Origin of the sequence: Novosphingobium sp. YAF33 (assembly GCF_052113265.1) — a bacterium.
GTDB lineage: Bacteria > Pseudomonadota > Alphaproteobacteria > Sphingomonadales > Sphingomonadaceae > Novosphingobium.
The window spans coordinates 400,838-417,829 of sequence record NZ_JBFRCW010000003.1; the positions used below are offsets into that span (position 1 = coordinate 400,838).

The 16,992-nt window shown below is 67.3% G+C and carries 17 protein-coding genes; 13 read left to right on the top strand and 4 right to left on the bottom strand.

What is annotated here, in order from left to right; all coding sequences use genetic code 11:
• The first annotated feature begins 61 nt into the window (after positions 1 to 61).
• The gene (locus tag AB4Z00_RS09050; protein WP_132262286.1) at positions 62 to 499 is read left to right on the top strand and encodes a Fur family transcriptional regulator; all 438 of its coding nucleotides are present in this window, start codon (positions 62 to 64) and stop codon (positions 497 to 499) included.
• On the top strand, positions 496 to 1,290 hold the full coding sequence (locus tag AB4Z00_RS09055; RefSeq protein WP_442045676.1) for a lysophospholipid acyltransferase family protein: 795 nt from the start codon (positions 496 to 498) through the stop codon (positions 1,288 to 1,290). The genes AB4Z00_RS09050 and AB4Z00_RS09055 overlap by 4 nt, the downstream gene beginning before the upstream one ends.
• Positions 1,291 to 1,375: 85 nt before the next feature.
• On the opposite strand, the gene AB4Z00_RS09060 is transcribed toward AB4Z00_RS09055, so the two are convergent.
• Positions 1,376 to 2,038, bottom strand: a complete 663-nt coding sequence (locus AB4Z00_RS09060) for a hypothetical protein (RefSeq protein ID WP_132262283.1) — start codon at positions 2,036 to 2,038, stop codon at positions 1,376 to 1,378.
• 67 nt (positions 2,039 to 2,105) lie between these two features.
• Between AB4Z00_RS09060 and ispH the strand changes: the two genes are divergently transcribed.
• The 4 genes from ispH to AB4Z00_RS09080 all read left to right on the top strand — a co-directional run bounded on the left by ispH (position 2,106) and on the right by AB4Z00_RS09080 (position 5,668).
• Entirely contained in the window at positions 2,106 to 3,080 is a 975-nt protein-coding gene (gene ispH / locus AB4Z00_RS09065; protein WP_442045677.1) for a 4-hydroxy-3-methylbut-2-enyl diphosphate reductase, read from the top strand.
• Positions 3,081 to 3,096: 16 nt separating this feature from the next.
• The gene (gene thrB, locus AB4Z00_RS09070; protein ID WP_442045678.1) at positions 3,097 to 4,086 is read left to right on the top strand and encodes a homoserine kinase; all 990 of its coding nucleotides are present in this window, start codon (positions 3,097 to 3,099) and stop codon (positions 4,084 to 4,086) included.
• Positions 4,083 to 4,520, top strand: coding sequence for a ribonuclease HI (rnhA, locus tag AB4Z00_RS09075; RefSeq protein WP_132262277.1), 438 nt, complete (start codon positions 4,083 to 4,085; stop codon positions 4,518 to 4,520). Before thrB ends, rnhA begins: the two co-directional genes overlap by 4 nt.
• Positions 4,521 to 4,609: 89 nt before the next feature.
• Positions 4,610 to 5,668 (top strand): FUSC family protein, encoded by a 1,059-nt coding sequence (locus AB4Z00_RS09080; RefSeq protein WP_442045679.1) that lies wholly within the window; start codon positions 4,610 to 4,612, stop codon positions 5,666 to 5,668.
• A gap of 37 nt (positions 5,669 to 5,705) precedes the next feature.
• Here the strand turns inward: AB4Z00_RS09080 and AB4Z00_RS09085 are convergent, their stop codons facing one another.
• Together AB4Z00_RS09085 and AB4Z00_RS09090 are read right to left on the bottom strand one after the other, a co-directional pair.
• Positions 5,706 to 6,794: an NAD(P)/FAD-dependent oxidoreductase gene (locus AB4Z00_RS09085; RefSeq protein ID WP_442045680.1), complete on the bottom strand. Its 1,089-nt coding sequence runs from the start codon at positions 6,792 to 6,794 to the stop codon at positions 5,706 to 5,708.
• A gap of 7 nt (positions 6,795 to 6,801) precedes the next feature.
• On the bottom strand, positions 6,802 to 7,791 hold the full coding sequence (locus AB4Z00_RS09090) for an alpha/beta fold hydrolase (protein WP_442045728.1): 990 nt from the start codon (positions 7,789 to 7,791) through the stop codon (positions 6,802 to 6,804).
• 146 nt (positions 7,792 to 7,937) lie between these two features.
• On the opposite strand from AB4Z00_RS09090, the gene AB4Z00_RS09095 reads away from it, so the two are divergent.
• The 7 genes from AB4Z00_RS09095 (at position 7,938) to AB4Z00_RS09125 (ending at position 15,398) form a co-directional block, all read left to right on the top strand.
• Complete coding sequence (locus AB4Z00_RS09095) at positions 7,938 to 8,636, top strand: A24 family peptidase (protein ID WP_442045681.1); 699 nt, start codon at positions 7,938 to 7,940, stop codon at positions 8,634 to 8,636.
• A gap of 159 nt (positions 8,637 to 8,795) precedes the next feature.
• A complete protein-coding gene (cpaB, locus tag AB4Z00_RS09100; RefSeq protein WP_442045682.1) occupies positions 8,796 to 9,815 on the top strand; it encodes a Flp pilus assembly protein CpaB in 1,020 nt (339 codons plus the stop codon).
• 59 nt (positions 9,816 to 9,874) lie between these two features.
• The gene (locus AB4Z00_RS09105) at positions 9,875 to 11,398 is read left to right on the top strand and encodes a type II and III secretion system protein family protein (RefSeq protein ID WP_442045683.1); all 1,524 of its coding nucleotides are present in this window, start codon (positions 9,875 to 9,877) and stop codon (positions 11,396 to 11,398) included.
• 14 nt (positions 11,399 to 11,412) lie between these two features.
• Positions 11,413 to 12,075 (top strand): CpaD family pilus assembly protein, encoded by a 663-nt coding sequence (locus AB4Z00_RS09110; protein WP_314468181.1) that lies wholly within the window; start codon positions 11,413 to 11,415, stop codon positions 12,073 to 12,075.
• Positions 12,076 to 12,078: 3 nt separating this feature from the next.
• The gene (locus AB4Z00_RS09115; RefSeq protein ID WP_442045684.1) at positions 12,079 to 13,365 is read left to right on the top strand and encodes a pilus assembly protein CpaE; all 1,287 of its coding nucleotides are present in this window, start codon (positions 12,079 to 12,081) and stop codon (positions 13,363 to 13,365) included.
• Positions 13,366 to 13,393: 28 nt separating this feature from the next.
• A complete protein-coding gene (locus AB4Z00_RS09120; RefSeq protein ID WP_442045685.1) occupies positions 13,394 to 14,365 on the top strand; it encodes a type II secretion system F family protein in 972 nt (323 codons plus the stop codon).
• Between the two features lie 19 nt (positions 14,366 to 14,384).
• Positions 14,385 to 15,398: a type II secretion system F family protein gene (locus AB4Z00_RS09125; protein WP_132262259.1), complete on the top strand. Its 1,014-nt coding sequence runs from the start codon at positions 14,385 to 14,387 to the stop codon at positions 15,396 to 15,398.
• Positions 15,399 to 15,400: 2 nt separating this feature from the next.
• On the opposite strand, the gene AB4Z00_RS09130 is transcribed toward AB4Z00_RS09125, so the two are convergent.
• A complete protein-coding gene (locus AB4Z00_RS09130; protein WP_442045686.1) occupies positions 15,401 to 16,909 on the bottom strand; it encodes a hypothetical protein in 1,509 nt (502 codons plus the stop codon).
• Positions 16,910 to 16,992: the final 83 nt, after the last annotated feature.

Sequence of the window (16,992 nt, forward strand, 5' to 3'; positions counted from 1 at the left end):
GTGATTGAAGGCACGGCCGCCTATCTAGGTTGCCGTGCCTTTTCATTGATACAGGTCAAACGTGCATCAACCTATCGACCTCGAAGCCCTCTGCGCAGAACGCGGCCTTCGGATTACCGAACAACGCCGCATCATCGCCCGTGTGCTGTCTGAGAGTACCGACCACCCCGACGTCGAGAAGCTCCATGAACGCGCCACCGCGCTGGATCCGGGCATCTCGATCGCAACGGTCTATCGTACCGTGCGCCTTTTCGAAGAAGCCGGCATCCTGGATCGCCATGACTTCGGCGATGGCCGCGCGCGCTACGAAGCCGCCCCCGAAGCGCATCACGACCACATGATCGACGTCGAATCCGGCCAGGTCATCGAATTCGTCGATCCCGAACTGGAATCGCTGCAGCGCCAGATTGCGGAAAAGCTCGGCTTCCGTCTCGTCGATCACCGCATGGAGCTTTTCGGCGTGCGGATCGGCCGCGAGGAAGGCGAAGCGCGCAAGTGAAGCCAGAGGCTTCGGCCAGGGCTTCCGAACCGATCAGGCGGATCGCGATCTGGGGCTGGCCCCTGATCGCGATCCGCCTTTTCGCTTTATTGGCGCTGCTGCTGGTCTGCGTGCCAGCCTATTATGCGGCATCGCCCTTCACGGCGCGCAATCCGGTGCCGCCGTTTTTCCTGCGTCTGGTGGGCACCATCTCCGGCCTGTGCGTGACCGTTCGGGGCCGCCGGCCAGCACCCGGCAGCTTCTTTCTGGCAAACCATGTCAGCTGGCTGGACATCCCCGCGCTCTCCGGCGCGAGCGGGACAGCCTTCATCGCCCATGACGGCCTCGCCGATTTCGGCCCGCTGCGCTGGCTCTGCACGCTCAACGATACTGTCTTCGTGGCGCGCAATCGCCGCAGCACCGTCGCTGCGCAAGTGGAGCAAATTCGCACGGCGCTGAAGGAAACCGGCGCGCTGACGATCTTTCCCGAAGGCACCACCTCCAACGGCACGGATCTGCTGCCGTTCAAATCGTCGCTGCTTTCCGCCATCGGCACGGAAGACGCGGGCCTGACCGTGCAGCCCGTCTGGCTCGATTACGGCAGCGAAGCGGAAGAAATCGCATGGGTGGGCGACGAACCCGGCCTCGACAACGCCCTGCGCATTCTCGCACGCCTGCGGCCCGTCCGGGTGACGCTGCACTTCCTCCAACCCCTGGAGGGAGAGGAACGCCGGGATCGCAAGGCCATGGCGCGCAGCGCAGAGGCCGCGATCGAAACCGCCAGAAACGAGTTGGGCCGGGCCAGGCGCTGACCCTTAGGAAGGAGCTACGGCTCCTGCCGCATCAACCCCGGTCCCCCCATGATTGCGAGGGCGCCGGAGCGCCCTCGTCACACCCTTAACGCGTGGCGTTGTAGGCAAGCTGCGCCTCGTCGAGCTGGAAGCCCACGAGGACTTCGAAGCTCGACCGGGCAACGGCGGCCTTCACGGCCGGATCCGAAAGCGGATCGACGGCGGCATCGGCGTCGCCGGCCTTGCGCTTGCGGGTGATCTTCTCGCGAATGTCGGCCGGCAGCGTGGCGGCGGCGCGATCGATATAGGCCGAGCCGTTGGCGTGGAACTGCGCGCGATCCTGGCCGTCTGCGAAGTTCAGCGTGACATGGCCGACGCGCTTGGAAACGACGGCGGTGCCGCCCTGAAGCACCGAGACGAAGAACGGCAGCGTCACCTGGCGCGCGCCCTGCTTGTCGTTACGGCGCGCAAGAACGTCGAACTCCACTTTCGCGAAGACCTTGTCAGTGCCCTGGTCGTTGCAGCTCGTCCGCACATTGGTCATCGCCGCTTCGAGGTCGATATTGTTGGCGGTGCGATCGTTCGCCGCGCGGAACAGCGTCATGTCGCCGGTATAGTCGGGAATACCCACGGCCGGACAGGCCGAACGCACGGCAGTGATGCCAACCCCCGAATCGACCACGATCTCTCCCTTCTTGGCGCAGCCGCTCAGCGCGGTCACCGCGGCGGCGGAGCAGAGAACAGTGGCAGTCAGGCGGCGTGCATTCATCGTGAGGTTCCTCGAAGACGTCGGCTTGCCCTAGCGGCGCAAGCGGCAAAGCGCTAGAGGCCCATTCATGAACGCGCCCTTTCCGTCTCCCAACCCGTCCCGCGCCGGCAAGCCCCTGCGCCTTCTGATCGCGGCCCCGCGCGGCTTCTGCGCCGGCGTCGATCGCGCCATCGAGATCGTGGAGCGCGCGCTCGATATCTACGGCGCCCCGGTCTACGTGCGGCACGAGATCGTGCACAACAAGTTCGTGGTCGACAGTCTCAAGGCCAAGGGCGCGGTCTTCGTGGAAAGCGTGGACCAGGTGCCGGACGGCGTACCCGTGATCTTCTCCGCCCACGGCGTGCCCAAGTCGGTGCCGGCCAAGGCCACGGCGCGCGGTCTCGAATGGCTGGACGCCACATGCCCGCTGGTCAGCAAAGTGCACCGCCAGGCGGAGCGCCAGATCGCGGACGGACGTCACATCCTCTTCATCGGCCATGCCGGACATCCCGAGGTGATCGGCACCTTCGGGCAGGTCCCGGAAGGCAACATGACCCTGATCGAGACGGTGGGCGACGTGGCGACGGTGGACGTGCCGGAAGGCAGCGAACTCGCCTATCTTTCGCAGACCACGCTGTCGGTGGACGATACCGCCGCGATCATCGCCGCGATCGAGGCGCGCTTCCCGCAAGTCGTGGCGCCGAAGCAGGAAGACATCTGCTACGCCACGTCCAACCGCCAGGCCGCCGTCAAGCAGATCGCCCCGGACTGCGATCTGGTGCTGGTGATCGGCTCACCCAAAAGCTCCAACTCGATGCGCCTGGTCGAAGTGGCCGAGCGCGCCGGTTCGCGCGGCGTGATGATCCAACGCGCGACCGACATCGAGCCGGAGTGGCTGCAGGACGTCGACACCCTCGGCCTGACCGCCGGTGCCTCGGCACCCGAGGAACTGGTGAACGAGGTGGTCGCGCGCATCAAGGAACTGCGCGAAGTCGAATCCGAAGAGCGTGTGACCGCCGAGGAAACCATCACGTTCAAGCTGCCGCGCCAGCTCGCCCGCTGAAGGAATCCAGTTCGTCATGGCAGTTTATACCCGACTCGGCGCGGAAGAGATGTCCGCGATCATCGAGACGTTCGGCGTCGGTACGCTCATTTCGGCCAAGGGCATCGCGGAAGGCGTGTCCAACAGCAACTGGCTGATCGAGACCCGGCAGGGCGAAGACGCGCGCCGCTTCATCCTCACCGTCTACGAAAGCCGGACGGATGTGGCCGACCTCCCCTTCTTCCTCGACCTGCTCGACCATCTGGCCGCGCGCGACTGCCCGGTGCCGCGCACCATGCATGACCGCGACGGGGCGAGCCACCGCTTCATTGGCGAAGGCGAAAACCGCAAGGCGCTGGCGCTGATCGAGTTCCTGCCCGGGGTTTCGGTTTCTGAGCCTACGGCGGCGCAGGTCCGCGCGGTCGGTTCGGCCCTGGCGCAGATCCACCTCGCCGCCGCCGACTTCGGACATGGCCGTGTCAACGCGCTGGACCTGCCCGCCTGGCAGCAACTGCTGGGCGACTGCGGCCGCGAAGGGCTGGAATCGATCGACCCCGCGCTCGGCGCCCTGGTCGAACGCGAACTGGCCGAGCTGGCCGGGAAATGGCCGTCGGACCTGCCCAGCGGGGTGATCCATGCCGATCTGTTCACGGACAACGTGCTGATGCTGGGCAGCCAGGTCACCGGCCTGATCGACTTCTACTTCGCCTGCACCGACATCCTGGCCTACGACGTCGCCGTCACCCATTCGGCCTGGTGCTTCAGCAACGACGGCACGCAGTTCGATGCCGAACTCTCGCGCGCGCTGATCGAGGGTTACGAAGCCGTGCGACCGCTTTCCGAGGCCGAGCGCACCGCCCTGCCGCTGCTGGCGCGCGGCGCGGCCATCCGCTTCCTGGCGACCCGCGCTTATGACTGGCTGAACACGCCGGAAGACGCGCTCGTCACGCCCAAGGACCCGATGGCCTTTGCCCGGCGCCTCGAATTCTATGCCGATCCGGCCAATTCTGGCATCTTCGGCGCATGAAACAGGTTCAGATCTTCACCGACGGCGCCTGCAAGGGCAATCCGGGGCCGGGCGGCTGGGGCGTGCTTCTGCGCATGGGCGTCCACGAGAAGGAGATGTCGGGCGGCGAGCCGGACACCACGAACAACCGCATGGAGATGACGGCCGTGATCAAGGGCCTCAACGCCCTTACCGAGCCTTGCGAGATCACGCTCCAGACCGACAGCAAGTACGTGATCGACGGGATCACCAAGTGGGTTCACGGCTGGAAGAAGAAGGGCTGGATCAATGCCAGCAAGCAGCCGGTGCGCAATGCCGATCTCTGGCATGACCTGATCGAGGCGGTTGCACGTCACAAGGTCCACTGGGAATGGGTGCGCGGCCATTCCGGCCATGCCGAGAACGAGCGCGTGGACAAGCTGGCCAGCGACGCGGCGGTGGCGGCAGGCAAATAGGGAGGCGCGACCTGCCTGCTTCCGAACCGCCCCGGTTTCCGCCGCTCCCCGTCCTTCGCGAACGCCTTCGCGAGGAAGCCCGTGCCCTGGTGACGCCCGGCCCGCGCATGGCCGACGAATGGGCCTGCGTCGCCTCGGTCATGCTGGCGATCCTGATCGCTCACCTGATCGGCGCGCAGATGGTCGCCTGGGCAGCCTTCACCGCCTTCGTCCTGCTCAAGAGCGAGACCGCCGAGACTTTGCTGCGCGGGGTGCTTCGCATCGTCGGCACGGCCATCGGCTCGCTGCTGGCCCTGGCGATCGTGCCTTATGCCGCTCACGCCCTTCCGCTCGCCATGGCCAGCGCGGCGCTGGTGGGTGCCGTGGGCCTCTACGGCATGATCACGGCGCGGCGCGCTTATGCCTGGCTGCTGTTCGGCCTGACCTTCGAGATGATCCTGCTCGACAAGCTGGAGCATCCCGACCTCGACACCATCCATTTCGCGCAGACCCGCCTGCTGGAAGTGATCGCCGGCACCCTGGCCTGCGTGATCGTCAGCCTCTCGGCCGCGACCCTGACGGGAAGGAAGTGGCTCGCGGGACGCAAGCCCGCGCCGGACCGGATGAAATGGCACCCTCACGCCGCACGCCACGCGGCGCAGGCAGGTATCGCCATCGCCGTGCTCCCGGTGCTGCACGCGGTGTTCCAGTTGCCGCAGATGGCGCAGGCCGCCGTCACCGTCATGGCCGTGATGATCGTGCCGGTCAGCGGCATCGGCGCGAGCGGCTTCGTGCCCGTGACGCGCCGCCTGTTCCAGCGCACGCTCGGCTGCCTTGCGGGCGGCGGCCTGTCGCTGGCGATCCTGCTGGTCGCGCAGGGCAATACCGCGGTGCTCGTGGCGGGCACCTGCCTGGGTATCGTCATCGGGCGCCATATCGAAAACGGCCTGCCGAACGTGACTTATCTGGGGCTCCAGTTCACGCTCGCCGTGCTGGTGGTGCTGGTGCCGGACTCTTATGCCGACGCGCAGATCATGCCCGCCGTGCACCGCCTCATCAGCATCTTCGTGGGCATGGCCGTGCTGGAACCGGTGCTGCTGGCATGGCACTTCGTCGCGCCCGGCCGCAAGGCATCGGCACGGGTCGGCGATGCGGAAAACAACGAATGATGCCCTCCAGAACGAAGCCTGCAGCGGGCGCCCTGGCCTAGCGTCCGAACCGATCCGGCGCGAAGGGGGCGGGATCCACTTCGCCCCACGCCCGGCCCAGCAGGAGCCCGGCGCCCAGTTCCGCCGCGGCCGGGGCGGTCTGGATGCCGAAGCCGCCCTGCCCCGCAAACCAGAAGAAGGCCGGATCTGCCGGATCGAAACCGTAGACCGGCAGCCGGTCCGGGGCGAAGGAGCGCAGCCCGGCCCAGCGGTGCTCGACGCGGCGAACCGGGCGATCGACCACTTGCTCGAACCTGTCCACCGCGAGCGCCACGTCGATTTCCTCCGCCGCCGCATCGCAGGGCGCGCTGGGCGTCTCGTCATGCGGGCTCAACCAGAGGCGGCCGCTTTCGGGCTTGAAATAGAACTGGCCGGCCACGTCGAGGACCAGTGGCAGCGTGTCCGGCGCGGCCGGCTCGATCGCCACCTGGGCAATGGTGCGCCGATAGGGCGCGATGCCGAGCGGCCGGGCGCCCGCCCGGCTTGCCACCGTGTCCGCCCAGGCGCCCGCAGCGTTGACCAGCACGTCGCAGCCGAGGCGGCGGCCATCAGCAAGGGTGAGTGACCAGCCTTGCGGCCCCCGTTCGGCGGCAGCGAGCCCGGCACGGCTCCACAAGGCGACGCCCGCCTTGCGCGCTTCGACCAGGTAGCGCTGGTGGAGCGCGGCGACGTCTATGTCGCAAGTGCTCGGCTCCAGCACGCCGCACGTCCATTCGGGACGGAGATCGGGGATGCGCGCGGCGATTTCGGGAGCTTCCAGAATGGAAACGTCGATGCCGACGGCACTGTAAGTCTCGGCGAAAGCGGCAATGTCGCGCTCTTGCCCGGTTCGGCCGATGGTCAGCGCGCCCCGCAGAGTCAGCACGCCCAGTCGCTGCAGTTCCGGTCCCGACGCCGTCGTCAGCGGCTTGACGCGCGGGCCGCCATAGCTCTCGGTCCAGAACGCGGCCGAACGGCCGGTGGCGTGATAGCCGGGGCGCTCCTCGGCCTCGATCACCAGAACCCGCGCATGGTCCGCCAGTCTGGCGGCCAGCGAGGCACCGGCCATGCCGGCGCCCACTATGACGATATCGAACCTCGCATCCATAAGGGTTTCAGCCCCTAACGCGCGCAGTCCGGTTCAGGAAGTCCCGTATGGCCGCGAGTGCCCGATCGCGTGCCGGATCGGCTTCGCGCAGGATTTCGTGGCGCGCCTCGTGGCCGAAAGCCAGGAGTTCCGCCTGCGGCAGACGGCGGGAAGCACGCCGGATCGCCGGCCAGGAGACCAGCCCGTCATACCGGGTGGCCAACAGCAGCACCGGCAGGTCGACCGCTTCCAGCACGCCCCGCGCCTCAAGCAGGCGAATCGAGGCGAGCGCCCGCTCGATCCAGCCCCAGCTTGCCGGTCCCATGGCGATGCCGGGCCGGCGCTGGCGCCACCAGTCCTCATCGGAATAGCGACCCTTGTCATGCGTGAGCAGATGCGAGCGGGCCTGCGGCAGGAGTTCCGGTTTCTCGCTGTGCTTCCAGGCAGGGCGCCGCGAATCGCCGAGCCCGGCGATCCCGCGCGCCACCGTGTGAAGCAGCCCGGCAGGCAGCCAGGCGGGGTGAATGCCCAGCATCGGCGCCGAGAGCACCAGGCTATCGGGCCGGACTTTGCCTTGCGCCACGGCGCGAAGGGCAAGATGCCCGCCCATCGAATGACCGATCAGCACATGCGGCCCCGGCTTGTCCGCCGCCCAGCCGCGCCAGAAAGCGGCGAGATCCTCGATCCACACATCGAAGTTGGGGACATGGCCGGTCGCGGCGTCGAAGCCGAAGCGCCCGCTCAGCGCCTGTCCGCGCCAGTCGATCGAGCTGACGGCCCAGCCTTCCAGATGCCACTGCTCGAGCGTCTCCAGCCACTTTTCATAGCTGTCACCGCGTCCCGGCAGGAACAGGATCGATCCGCGCGCCTGCGGCCGGCCCGCAGCATGGACTGGCCAGTCGATCCGGCGCAGCGGCTCCGGTCCGCTCGGCCCGGTCCAGAAGCTCTCGACGACACCCTCGGGTATCGCCCGCCGCGCCTTCGCCGCCAGCCGCGCGATCTCGGCGGGGGACGGCATGCCTTCGCCGGGCGCAGGCTCGCTCTCGGTTGCCTGAATGGTCACGATTTTGCAGTCATGGGGCTAAGCTCGGCCTCGATACTGTGGTTACTGTTTGGTAAGCGATGTCCGATAGATCGTGCCCCGGGCCAAGGGGGAACTCACGAATGCCGGGCGGAGCCTTTTCGTATGCATTGCTGCTGGCATTGGCAATCGCCCTGCTTGTCGCAGCCTTCACCGATCTCAAGCGCCGGGAGATCGACAATACGCTCAATCTCGCGATCGCCCTGGCCGCGCCGTTCTGGTGGTGGTCGATCGGCCTGGGCTGGGCCGACATGGCCTGGCAGCTTGGCCTGGCCCTGATCACTTTTGTCGTCGCATGCCTGCTGTTTGCACTGCGCCAGATGGGCGGCGGCGACGTCAAGCTGCTGACCGCGCTGGCGCTGTGGTTTGCGCCGGCCGGTTTCGGCCAGGTCATCGTCCTCATGGCCATGATCGGCGGCGGAGCCTCGATCGCCATGGCCGCCTTCAACATGGAACGGCGGCCCGGCGAGGCGGTGCGCGACGCGCTCGGCTGGATCGTCGCCCTGGGCTGGGTCTTCGCTGCGAGCGCGGTGGTTCTTGCGCTGGCCATGCACCGCCCGGTGATCTCACCCGACCAGCTCGGCGCCGTGCACGCAGCCATTCCCCAGGCATGGCTGCTGGCACTCATCGCACTGGCCGTGGTCGCGCTGTTCCTGTTCGGCTTCCGCCACATCATGCGCCGCCAGAAGTCGCGCCTGCCCATTCCCTACGGCGTGGCCATCTCGGCGGCGGCGCTCTGGGTGATGGGCGAGCAGGTGCTTTCCAGCACGCTCGTTCGATGAACTCGATTTTAACCATTTTACGCGATTCTACTTACACTTGCCCAGTCACGAACGCAGTGACTTCGGGCGCAGGGGTTTCGCACAGGGCGTTTCTGACGCCGCATTTCGGCCTTCGGGGCGGCGCCTGCCGCTCCAGGGCTTTCAGGGGGTCGCTTAGACATGGATAGGAAGAAGCTGGTGCTGCTGGTTGCCGCGCTGCTCATAGCAGTGGTGACGGCAATGGGCGCCCGCTCGATGTTCGCCGGTTCGGCAGCGCCCCAGGCGCAGGCCGTGGCGACTGCCCAGCCGACCGGACCCAAGGTCCTCGTCGCCCAGCGCGCCCTGCCCGTGGGCACGATCATCACCGCCGACGCCGTCTCCTATCAGGACTGGCCGAAGGAGCTGGTGAAGGATGCCTACTTCATCGACGGTCAGGCCGACATGCAGAAGCTGCTCGGCACCGTGGTCCGCTTCCAGATCACCGCCGGACAGCCGGTAACCCAGGGCGCCCTCGTCGCGCCGGGCGATCGCGGCTTCCTGGCCGCCGCCCTCGGGCCGGGCATGCGCGCGGTGACCATTCCCGTCTCCGCCAAGACCGGCGTCGGCGGCTTCGTCTTCCCCGGCGACCACGTTGACCTCGTGCTCACCCAGCAGGTCACCGGCAACGACGGCGGTCAAGCCCTGCGCGCATCGGAAACGATCCTGCGCAACTTGCGCGTGCTCGCCACCGACCAGGCCACCGACAACGAAGTGGTGGACGGCAAGACGGTGGTCCATGCCTTCAGCACGGTCACGCTCGAAGTGACGCCGCGCATTGCCGAAAAGGTGGCCGTGGCGCAGGAAATCGGCACGCTCAGCCTCTCGCTGCGCGCCATCGCCGACAACCAGGGCGAATTCGAGCGCATCCTCGCCAGCGGCGACGTCAAGGTGCCGGAAGGCGCCACCCGCGAACAGGAGGAGCAGCTCATGCGCAATGCCATGAACCGCCCCATCGAAGGCACCTCCACTTATATGACCGGCGGTGACGTCTCGCGCTTCCAGCGCTCCAGCCGCCCGGCCACCGGCCCCGAAATGGCGGCCCGCACCGTTCCGGTCGTCGGCGCACCCCAGACCGCTTCCGCAGCGCCCGTTCGTACCGGCCCCGTCGTGCGCGTCACGCGCGGCAAGGACACGACCGAAGAACCCGTCGGCAGCCACTGATGACCCGCCCGCAGAACGCATTCTCCGCAAAGCGCATCCATCCGACGAAGGGTCTCACGATGCAACCGCGCCTTCTCAAGTCCCTGCTGATCGCGGCCTGCGCGCTGGCGCCGCTCGCGGCCGCCGCACCTGCCTGTGCGCAGTCGGTCGTCCATCCCGCGCAGGACCTCTCGCTGTCGATCGGCAACGGCCAGCTCATCAACGTGCCCGGCGCCATGGCCGACGTCTTCGTCGCCAATGACGCGGTGGCCGACGTGCAGGTCAAGTCCGCGCGCCAGCTCTACGTCTTCGGCAAGGCCGGCGGCACCACCACGGTCTATGCCAGCAACGCGGCAGGCGCCGTGATCTGGTCTGCCACCATCCGCGTCGGTTCGAACCTCGACAGCGTGGACGCCATGCTGCGCCTGGCCATGCCGGAAGCGAAGATCGGCGTCTCGACGATGGGTTCCAGCACTTTCCTGCTGACCGGCACCGTCAAGACCCCGGAAGACGCCGCGGAAGCAGAGCGCCTCGTCCAGGCCTATGTCGGCAAGGATGCCAATGTCATCAGCCGCCTGCGCATGGCGACCCCGCTGCAGGTCAACCTCCAGGTCCGCATCGCGGAAGTGAGCCGCTCGCTGGTCAAGTCTCTGGCTGTGAACATGGCCACCATCGACGGCACCGGCGGCTTCAAGTTCGGCATCGGGCAGGGAACCGTCAACGAATTCCATCCCGGCCGCGCCATGGGTGTCGGCGGAGACGTCTCCATCACCTTGCCCGATGGAACGACGGTTCCCGGCAGCAGCGTCACCACCAACACGGCCGGCAGCACGCTGGCTGCGGCAGGCAAGCTGTTCGGCGTGAACATCCTCGGTTCGCTCGACGCCGGCGAGACCATCGGCCTCGTCACCACCCTCGCCCAGCCGAACCTGACCGCGCTGTCGGGCGAAACGGCTGAATTCCTGGCGGGCGGCGAATATCCGATCCCCATCAGCCAGGCGCTCGGCACCACGTCGATCGAATACAAGAAATACGGCGTCAGCCTCAGCTATTCGCCGGTCGTCCTCGCCAATGGCCGCATCTCGATGCGCGTCCGCCCGGAAGTCTCCGAACTGTCGAGCCAGGGCGCCGTCAATTTCAACGGCTACGAGGTTCCCGCCCTCACCGTGCGGCGTACCGAGACCACCGTGGAACTCGGCTCCGGCCAGAGCTTCATGATCGCCGGCCTGCTGAGCAACAATTCCACCAATACCATCCAGAAGCTGCCGGGCGCCGGCGACCTGCCGATTCTGGGCTCGCTGTTCCGCTCCACCAGCTACAAGCGCGGCGAGACCGAACTGGTGATCGTGGTGACGCCCTACCTCGTCAATCCGGTCGATGCCTCCCAGATCGCGCTGCCGACCGACGGCTTCAACGCCCCGAACGACTTGCAGCGCCTGCTCGGCAACATGGAAAACGACGGCACCAGCGGCAAGAAGCGCTCGGAAGCCGTGAGCGGCGCCGGCGCCGCCCCGGGAGCGAGCGATGCCTCCACCGCGCCCGCCACGTCCGGCAAGCGCTCGGCCGCCGATACCGCCGTTCGCCCCGGCTTCAGCCTGAACTGAGAAAGATGATCCCGATGTCCAACCAGATCGCGCGTCGTCCCGGCCTCGGCCGTCTCGCTGCCGGCTCGCTCGTCCTCTCGTTCGGCCTCCTCCTTGCCGGTTGCGGCGGCATGCCCACCAACCGTTCGATGAACAGCGTGCATCAGCCCGTGATCGAGCGCGTCAACTACACGCTGGACGTGCGGACCGACGGCTCGGGTCTCGGGTCCGGGGAGCAGGGACGGCTGGCCGGCTGGTTCGAGGCCATGGGCCTCAAATACGGCGACCGCATCTTCGTGGACGATCCCTCGGGCAATCCCGCCGTCCGCAGCGCCGTGGATGCCGTGGCCGGACGCTATGGCCTGATCCTCACCGAGGGCGCGCCGGTCACTGACGGCTATGTCGATGCCGGCAATGCGCGGATCGTCGTCGCCCGCACCAAGGCTTCGGTGCCGGGTTGCCCGGACTGGTCCGCCCATAACGACTTCAATCCCAACAACGGCCTGACCAGCAACTACGGCTGCGCCACCAATGCCAATATCGCGGCCATGGTCGCCAATCCCGAAGACCTGGTGCACGGCGCCCAGTCGACTGGCGAAACCACCGTCATGAGCGCGTCCAAGGCGATCGAGGCTTATCGCAGCGCCACTCCCACGGGCGGCAACACCGTCGCCGCCACCTCCAGCAAGGCGAACTGAGCCATGAACGCACCCTGGAAATCCGGCGGCCCCGGCGGCCGCGACCAGTTCGCTGCCTATATGTGCGACGAGGCATCGCTCGACGTGCTGCGCCCCATTGCGCTCGAAATGGGCTGGCAGCCGGAGAAGTGCAACAAGGGCGGCCTGCGCAACGCGGTCCAGTCGCTGTCGATCACCGCAAGCCCGAACATCCTTCTGGTGGACCTGTCGGAAAGCGGCGACCCGCTGAACGACATCAATGCCCTGGCCGAAGTCTGCGAGCCCGGCACCGTTGTCATCGCGGTGGGCCAGGTCAACGACGTGCGCCTCTACCGCGACCTGCTGGCCAGCGGCATTCAGGACTATCTGCTCAAGCCCCTCTCCCCCGGCACCGTGCGCGATACGCTGGCGCAGGCGCAGGCCGTGTTCTCGGCCCCGCGCGGCCATGAGCCCGGCGCGGCCAAGTCCCACCTTTCCACGGCCGTGATCGGCACGCGCGGCGGTGTCGGTGCCTCCACCCTGGCGACATCGCTTGCCTGGCTGTTCAGCGCGGACGAAAAGCTGCCGACCGCCCTGCTCGATCTCGACATCCATTTCGGCACCGGCGCGCTCTGCCTCGACCTTGAACCCGGCCGCGGCCTGACCGACGCGATCGAGAACCCCAGCCGCATCGACGGCCTGTTCATCGAACGCGCGATGATCCGCGCCAACGACAACCTGGCGATCCTCTCGGCCGAAGCCCCCATCGGCACGCCGCTGATGACCGACGGCGCGGCCTTCGTGCAGCTTGAGGAAGAATTCCGCCAGGCCTTCGAGATGACGGTCATCGATTTGCCGCGCAACATGCTGATCAACTTCCCGCAGCTTCTGGCCAATGTGAACGTGGTGGTGCTGGTCGTGGAACTGACGCTGGCCTCGGCGCGCGATACGATCCGCATGCTGTCCTGGCTCAAGGCCCATGCCCCGCATGCCCGCGTGCTCGTGGTGGCCAACAAGATCCAGCCCAGCCTGGCCGAGATCACCAAGGCCGATTTCGAAGCCTCGATCGAAACCCCGGTGCAGATTGCCATTCCCTACGACCTCAAGGCCGCATCGATGGCCGCGAAGCTGGGCCAGACATTCGCCGACACCAACCGCACCAACCGGGCCGGTGCCGCAATCCGCGACCTCTCGCGCCTGATCCTCGAAGAGACCGGAGAGGCCCGCGCGGTGCCGGGCGGCGCTGCCGCCAAGCCTTCGCTGCTCGGCAAGCTCGACCTCAAGGCCTTCATGGGCAAGGCCGCGGCGAAGAAGGAAACGGCTCCTCGCTGAGGGGCCGCGTAAGGGGCGAAAAGCGGCCATGAACATGATGCAGTTGCTGCTGCTGGCGATCGGCCTGACGAGCGCGGTGGCGCTTGTCTGGGTCGCCTTTTCCGGCCCTTCGCCCGCCAAGGAATCGACGCGCCGGCTGAAGTCGGTGCGCTACCGCCATTCGCAGAGCACGACCGACCGCGTCGAGGCGCAGATGCGCAAGGCCGTTGCCGCGCGCCGCCCGAAAATGCACAAGACCGCGGGTTCGGGCTCGCGGATCGACGCCCTGGCCCTGCGCCTGCACCGATCGGGCGTGAGCTGGTCGCTGAACCAGTACCTCTACGTTTCCGGCGGCGTCGGCCTCTTCGTCACGCTGCTGGTACTGCTCAAGACCAAGGCGCTGGTACTGGCGCTGGCCTTCGGGCTGTTCATGGGCGCGGGGATTCCGCATTTCGTGCTCAACAAGCTCATCTCGCGGCGCACCAACGCGTTCAACGCCAAGTTCCCCGACGCCATCGAACTGCTGGTACGCGGCCTGCGCTCGGGCCTGCCCGTCACCGAGACGCTCGGCGTCGTCGCCAAGGAAGTGCCCGGCCCGGTGGGCGAGGAGTTCAAGCTCGTCACCGAACGCATCAAGATCGGCAAGACCATGGAGGATGCCCTCCAGGACACTTCCGACCGTCTCGACATCCCGGAATTCGCCTTCTTCTGCATCACGCTGGCCATCCAGCGCGAGACCGGCGGCAACCTGGCGGAAACCCTGGCGAACTTGTCCGACGTGCTGCGCAAGCGCTCGCAGATGAAGCTCAAGATCCGCGCCATGAGCTCGGAATCCAAGGCCTCGGCCTATATCGTGGGCTCCCTGCCCTTCATCGTCTTCGGCATGATCTGGTGGATCAACCCCGGCTACATCGGCAAGTTCTTCACGGACGACCGCCTGATCGTGGCGGGCATGGGAGGCGCGGTCTGGATGGGCATCGGCGCCTTCATCATGGCCAAGATGGTCAGTTTCGAGATCTGAGCGAAAGATAGACGGTCCGATGCCAAACCAACCTGCCGGTCCCACCCTTCTCGGTTTCGACGTCATCATGGTCGGCACGCTGCTCGCGGCCGTCGCGGCGGCGGCCGTGCTGCTGGCGATCTATGCCGCGGTCACCGTGCGCGATCCCATGGCCAAGCGCGTCAAGGCGCTCAACCAGCGCCGCGAAGCGCTCAAGGCCGGGATCGCCACCGCCCCGCGCAAGCGCCAGAGCGTTGTGCGCCGGAACGAGACGACCGACCGCATGGGCGCCTTCCTCGGCAAGCTGAAGATGCTGCAGGACAGCCAGCTTCGCACCATCGAGCAGAAGCTGGCCCAGGCCGGCATCCGCAACAAGGAATGGGCGGTCGCGGTGGTCTTCGCGCGCCTCGTCGCGCCGATCCTGATGGGCGGCACCGCTGCTCTGGTGATCTATGGGATCGACTACTTCCCGCAATGGAGCAGCTTCAAGAAGTTCATGGGCTTCGCGGGGATGCTGATCGCCGGCTACAAGGGGCCGGATATCTTCATCAAGAACATGGTCACCAAGCGCACTGACGCGATCCGCAAGGGCCTGCCGGACGCGCTCGACCTGCTGGTGATCTGTGCCGAGGCCGGCCTGACCGTGGACGCCGCGTTCGACCGTGTCGCCCGCGAACTCGGCCGCGCCTATCCCGAACTGGGCGAGGAATTCTCGCTCGCCTCGATCGAACTGTCGTTCCTCACCGAACGCCGGCAGGCTTTCGAAAACCTCGCCTACCGCGTCAATCTCGACGCCATGCGCGGCGTCGTCACCACCATGATCCAGACCGAGCGCTACGGCACGCCGCTGGCTTCGGCCTTGCGCGTCCTGTCCGCCGAATTCCGCAACGAACGGATGATGCGCGCCGAGGAAAAGGCAGCCCGCCTGCCCGCGATCATGACCGTGCCGCTGATCCTGTTCATCCTGCCGACGCTGTTCATCGTCATTCTCGGCCCGGCCGCCTGCTCGATCGCCGATGCCTTCTCGGGCGGCGAGCCCCACGCGCCGAAGTAGAGCTAGCGGCGCTGCGACGGGCGGCGGGGGACATAGACGACCACGCCGCCCGGCCCGCGATAGACCCGCTGCCAGCGCCGCGAGCGGGCGAGTTCCCCTGCCAGCGGCGCATTGTGCTCTTCCTGGATGAGGAACGCGGCCGGATGCCACTTGGCGATCACGTCGACGAGGGGAACGTAGCCGTTCTCGATCCCGCCGTTGTACTGCCACTCCTCGCGCGCGTAGCGATAGTAGCGACCGTCATAAGCGACGTGCCAGGCCGGCCAGCCCGCGTCGATGACAGGGCCGCCATAGGGGAAATCGGCGTAGATGGTGCCGTGTACGTCGAGCGTCTTCAGATAAGCGATGGCGCCGAGCGGCAGAGTAGGCGCAAAGCGCGTCGGTGCCGCGATCGGCGTGATCGCCGCCACGAACAGCACGGCGGCTGCGGCCAGCCCCCGCGGCGCGGCACGTTGGGCGCTCCCGCACTCTTCGCTCCCTGTCACGGCCCGCGTCATGGCCCGCGCGATCACCGGAACGAGGGCAAGGGCCCAGAACAGCACGAAGCGATAGGCAGTCGCCGTCAGGATGAAGAGGGCCAGCGCCAGCAACAGTTCGCGCGGCTCATGGCGCTCCTGCTGGCGCAGGACAAGGTACAGGGCGACGATGGCCACGGCCAGGACCGGCACGGCATTGGTCCAGTTGCCCTCGATCCAGAGCGGGCGCCATTCGCTGGCGCCGATGGCAAGGCTCATCTCGGCATTCTTCGCCGAAATGGCCAGGATCGAGACGCCGTCGGGCGTGGCGAAGACCGCGCCGATCGCGGCCAGGCTCAGGATCGCCGGGCCGATCGGCAAGGGACCGCTGCGGTCGCGCAGCCAGGCAAGGAGGCCAAGGGCCGTCTGGATGCCCAGTGCGAGCGCGCCGACGCTGACCGAGGGATGCAGATTCTGCCAGAGCAGGAGCAAGGGCACGCCCAGCGCGATGGCCGGGAGCGGTCGCAATTCGAGGCGCTGCAGCGCCAGGAGCAGACCGAAACAGAGCGAGGCGTAGCTCTGCGGCCGAATGCTGGCCGTCGCGAGCGCGGCAATGAACGGGAGCACGAGCGCGGCGGCGACCGCCAGCCTGGAGGCGCCCCGCAGGCGGCAGGCGGCCGCTACGGCCCAGAACCCGCCGAGCCAGCATAGCGAATCGTAGATCCGCAGGCCGTCCCAGCCGCCGATGGCGCGAACGAAGGCCATGCTGGCCTGCGCCAGCCAGCCGATGGCCGGCAGCGGCTCGCCCAGATGCAACGCGGCGAAGGGCTCGCGCGAGATCGGGCCGCCATGGGCAAGGATGATCTCGCCCAGCTTGAGCTGCCAGAAAATGTCGACATCCCAGACCCGGCGGAGCAGCAGCACGGCGAGCATTGCCGCCGGCACGAGCGCCGCGGCCCAACGCGTCCAGGACGCTTGCGCTGTCGTCCTGGCTTCGGCCGTGGGGGCCGCGGCGGCGACCGGCCGTCCTTCGCTCGTCTCGATCCGTCCGCTCACCTTGTCCCCCGGCTCATGCCCCGCGCATGCCCATCACCTGCATGGCACGCGCTTTCCTTCACCGCAGCGCGAGAGGCTGTTCA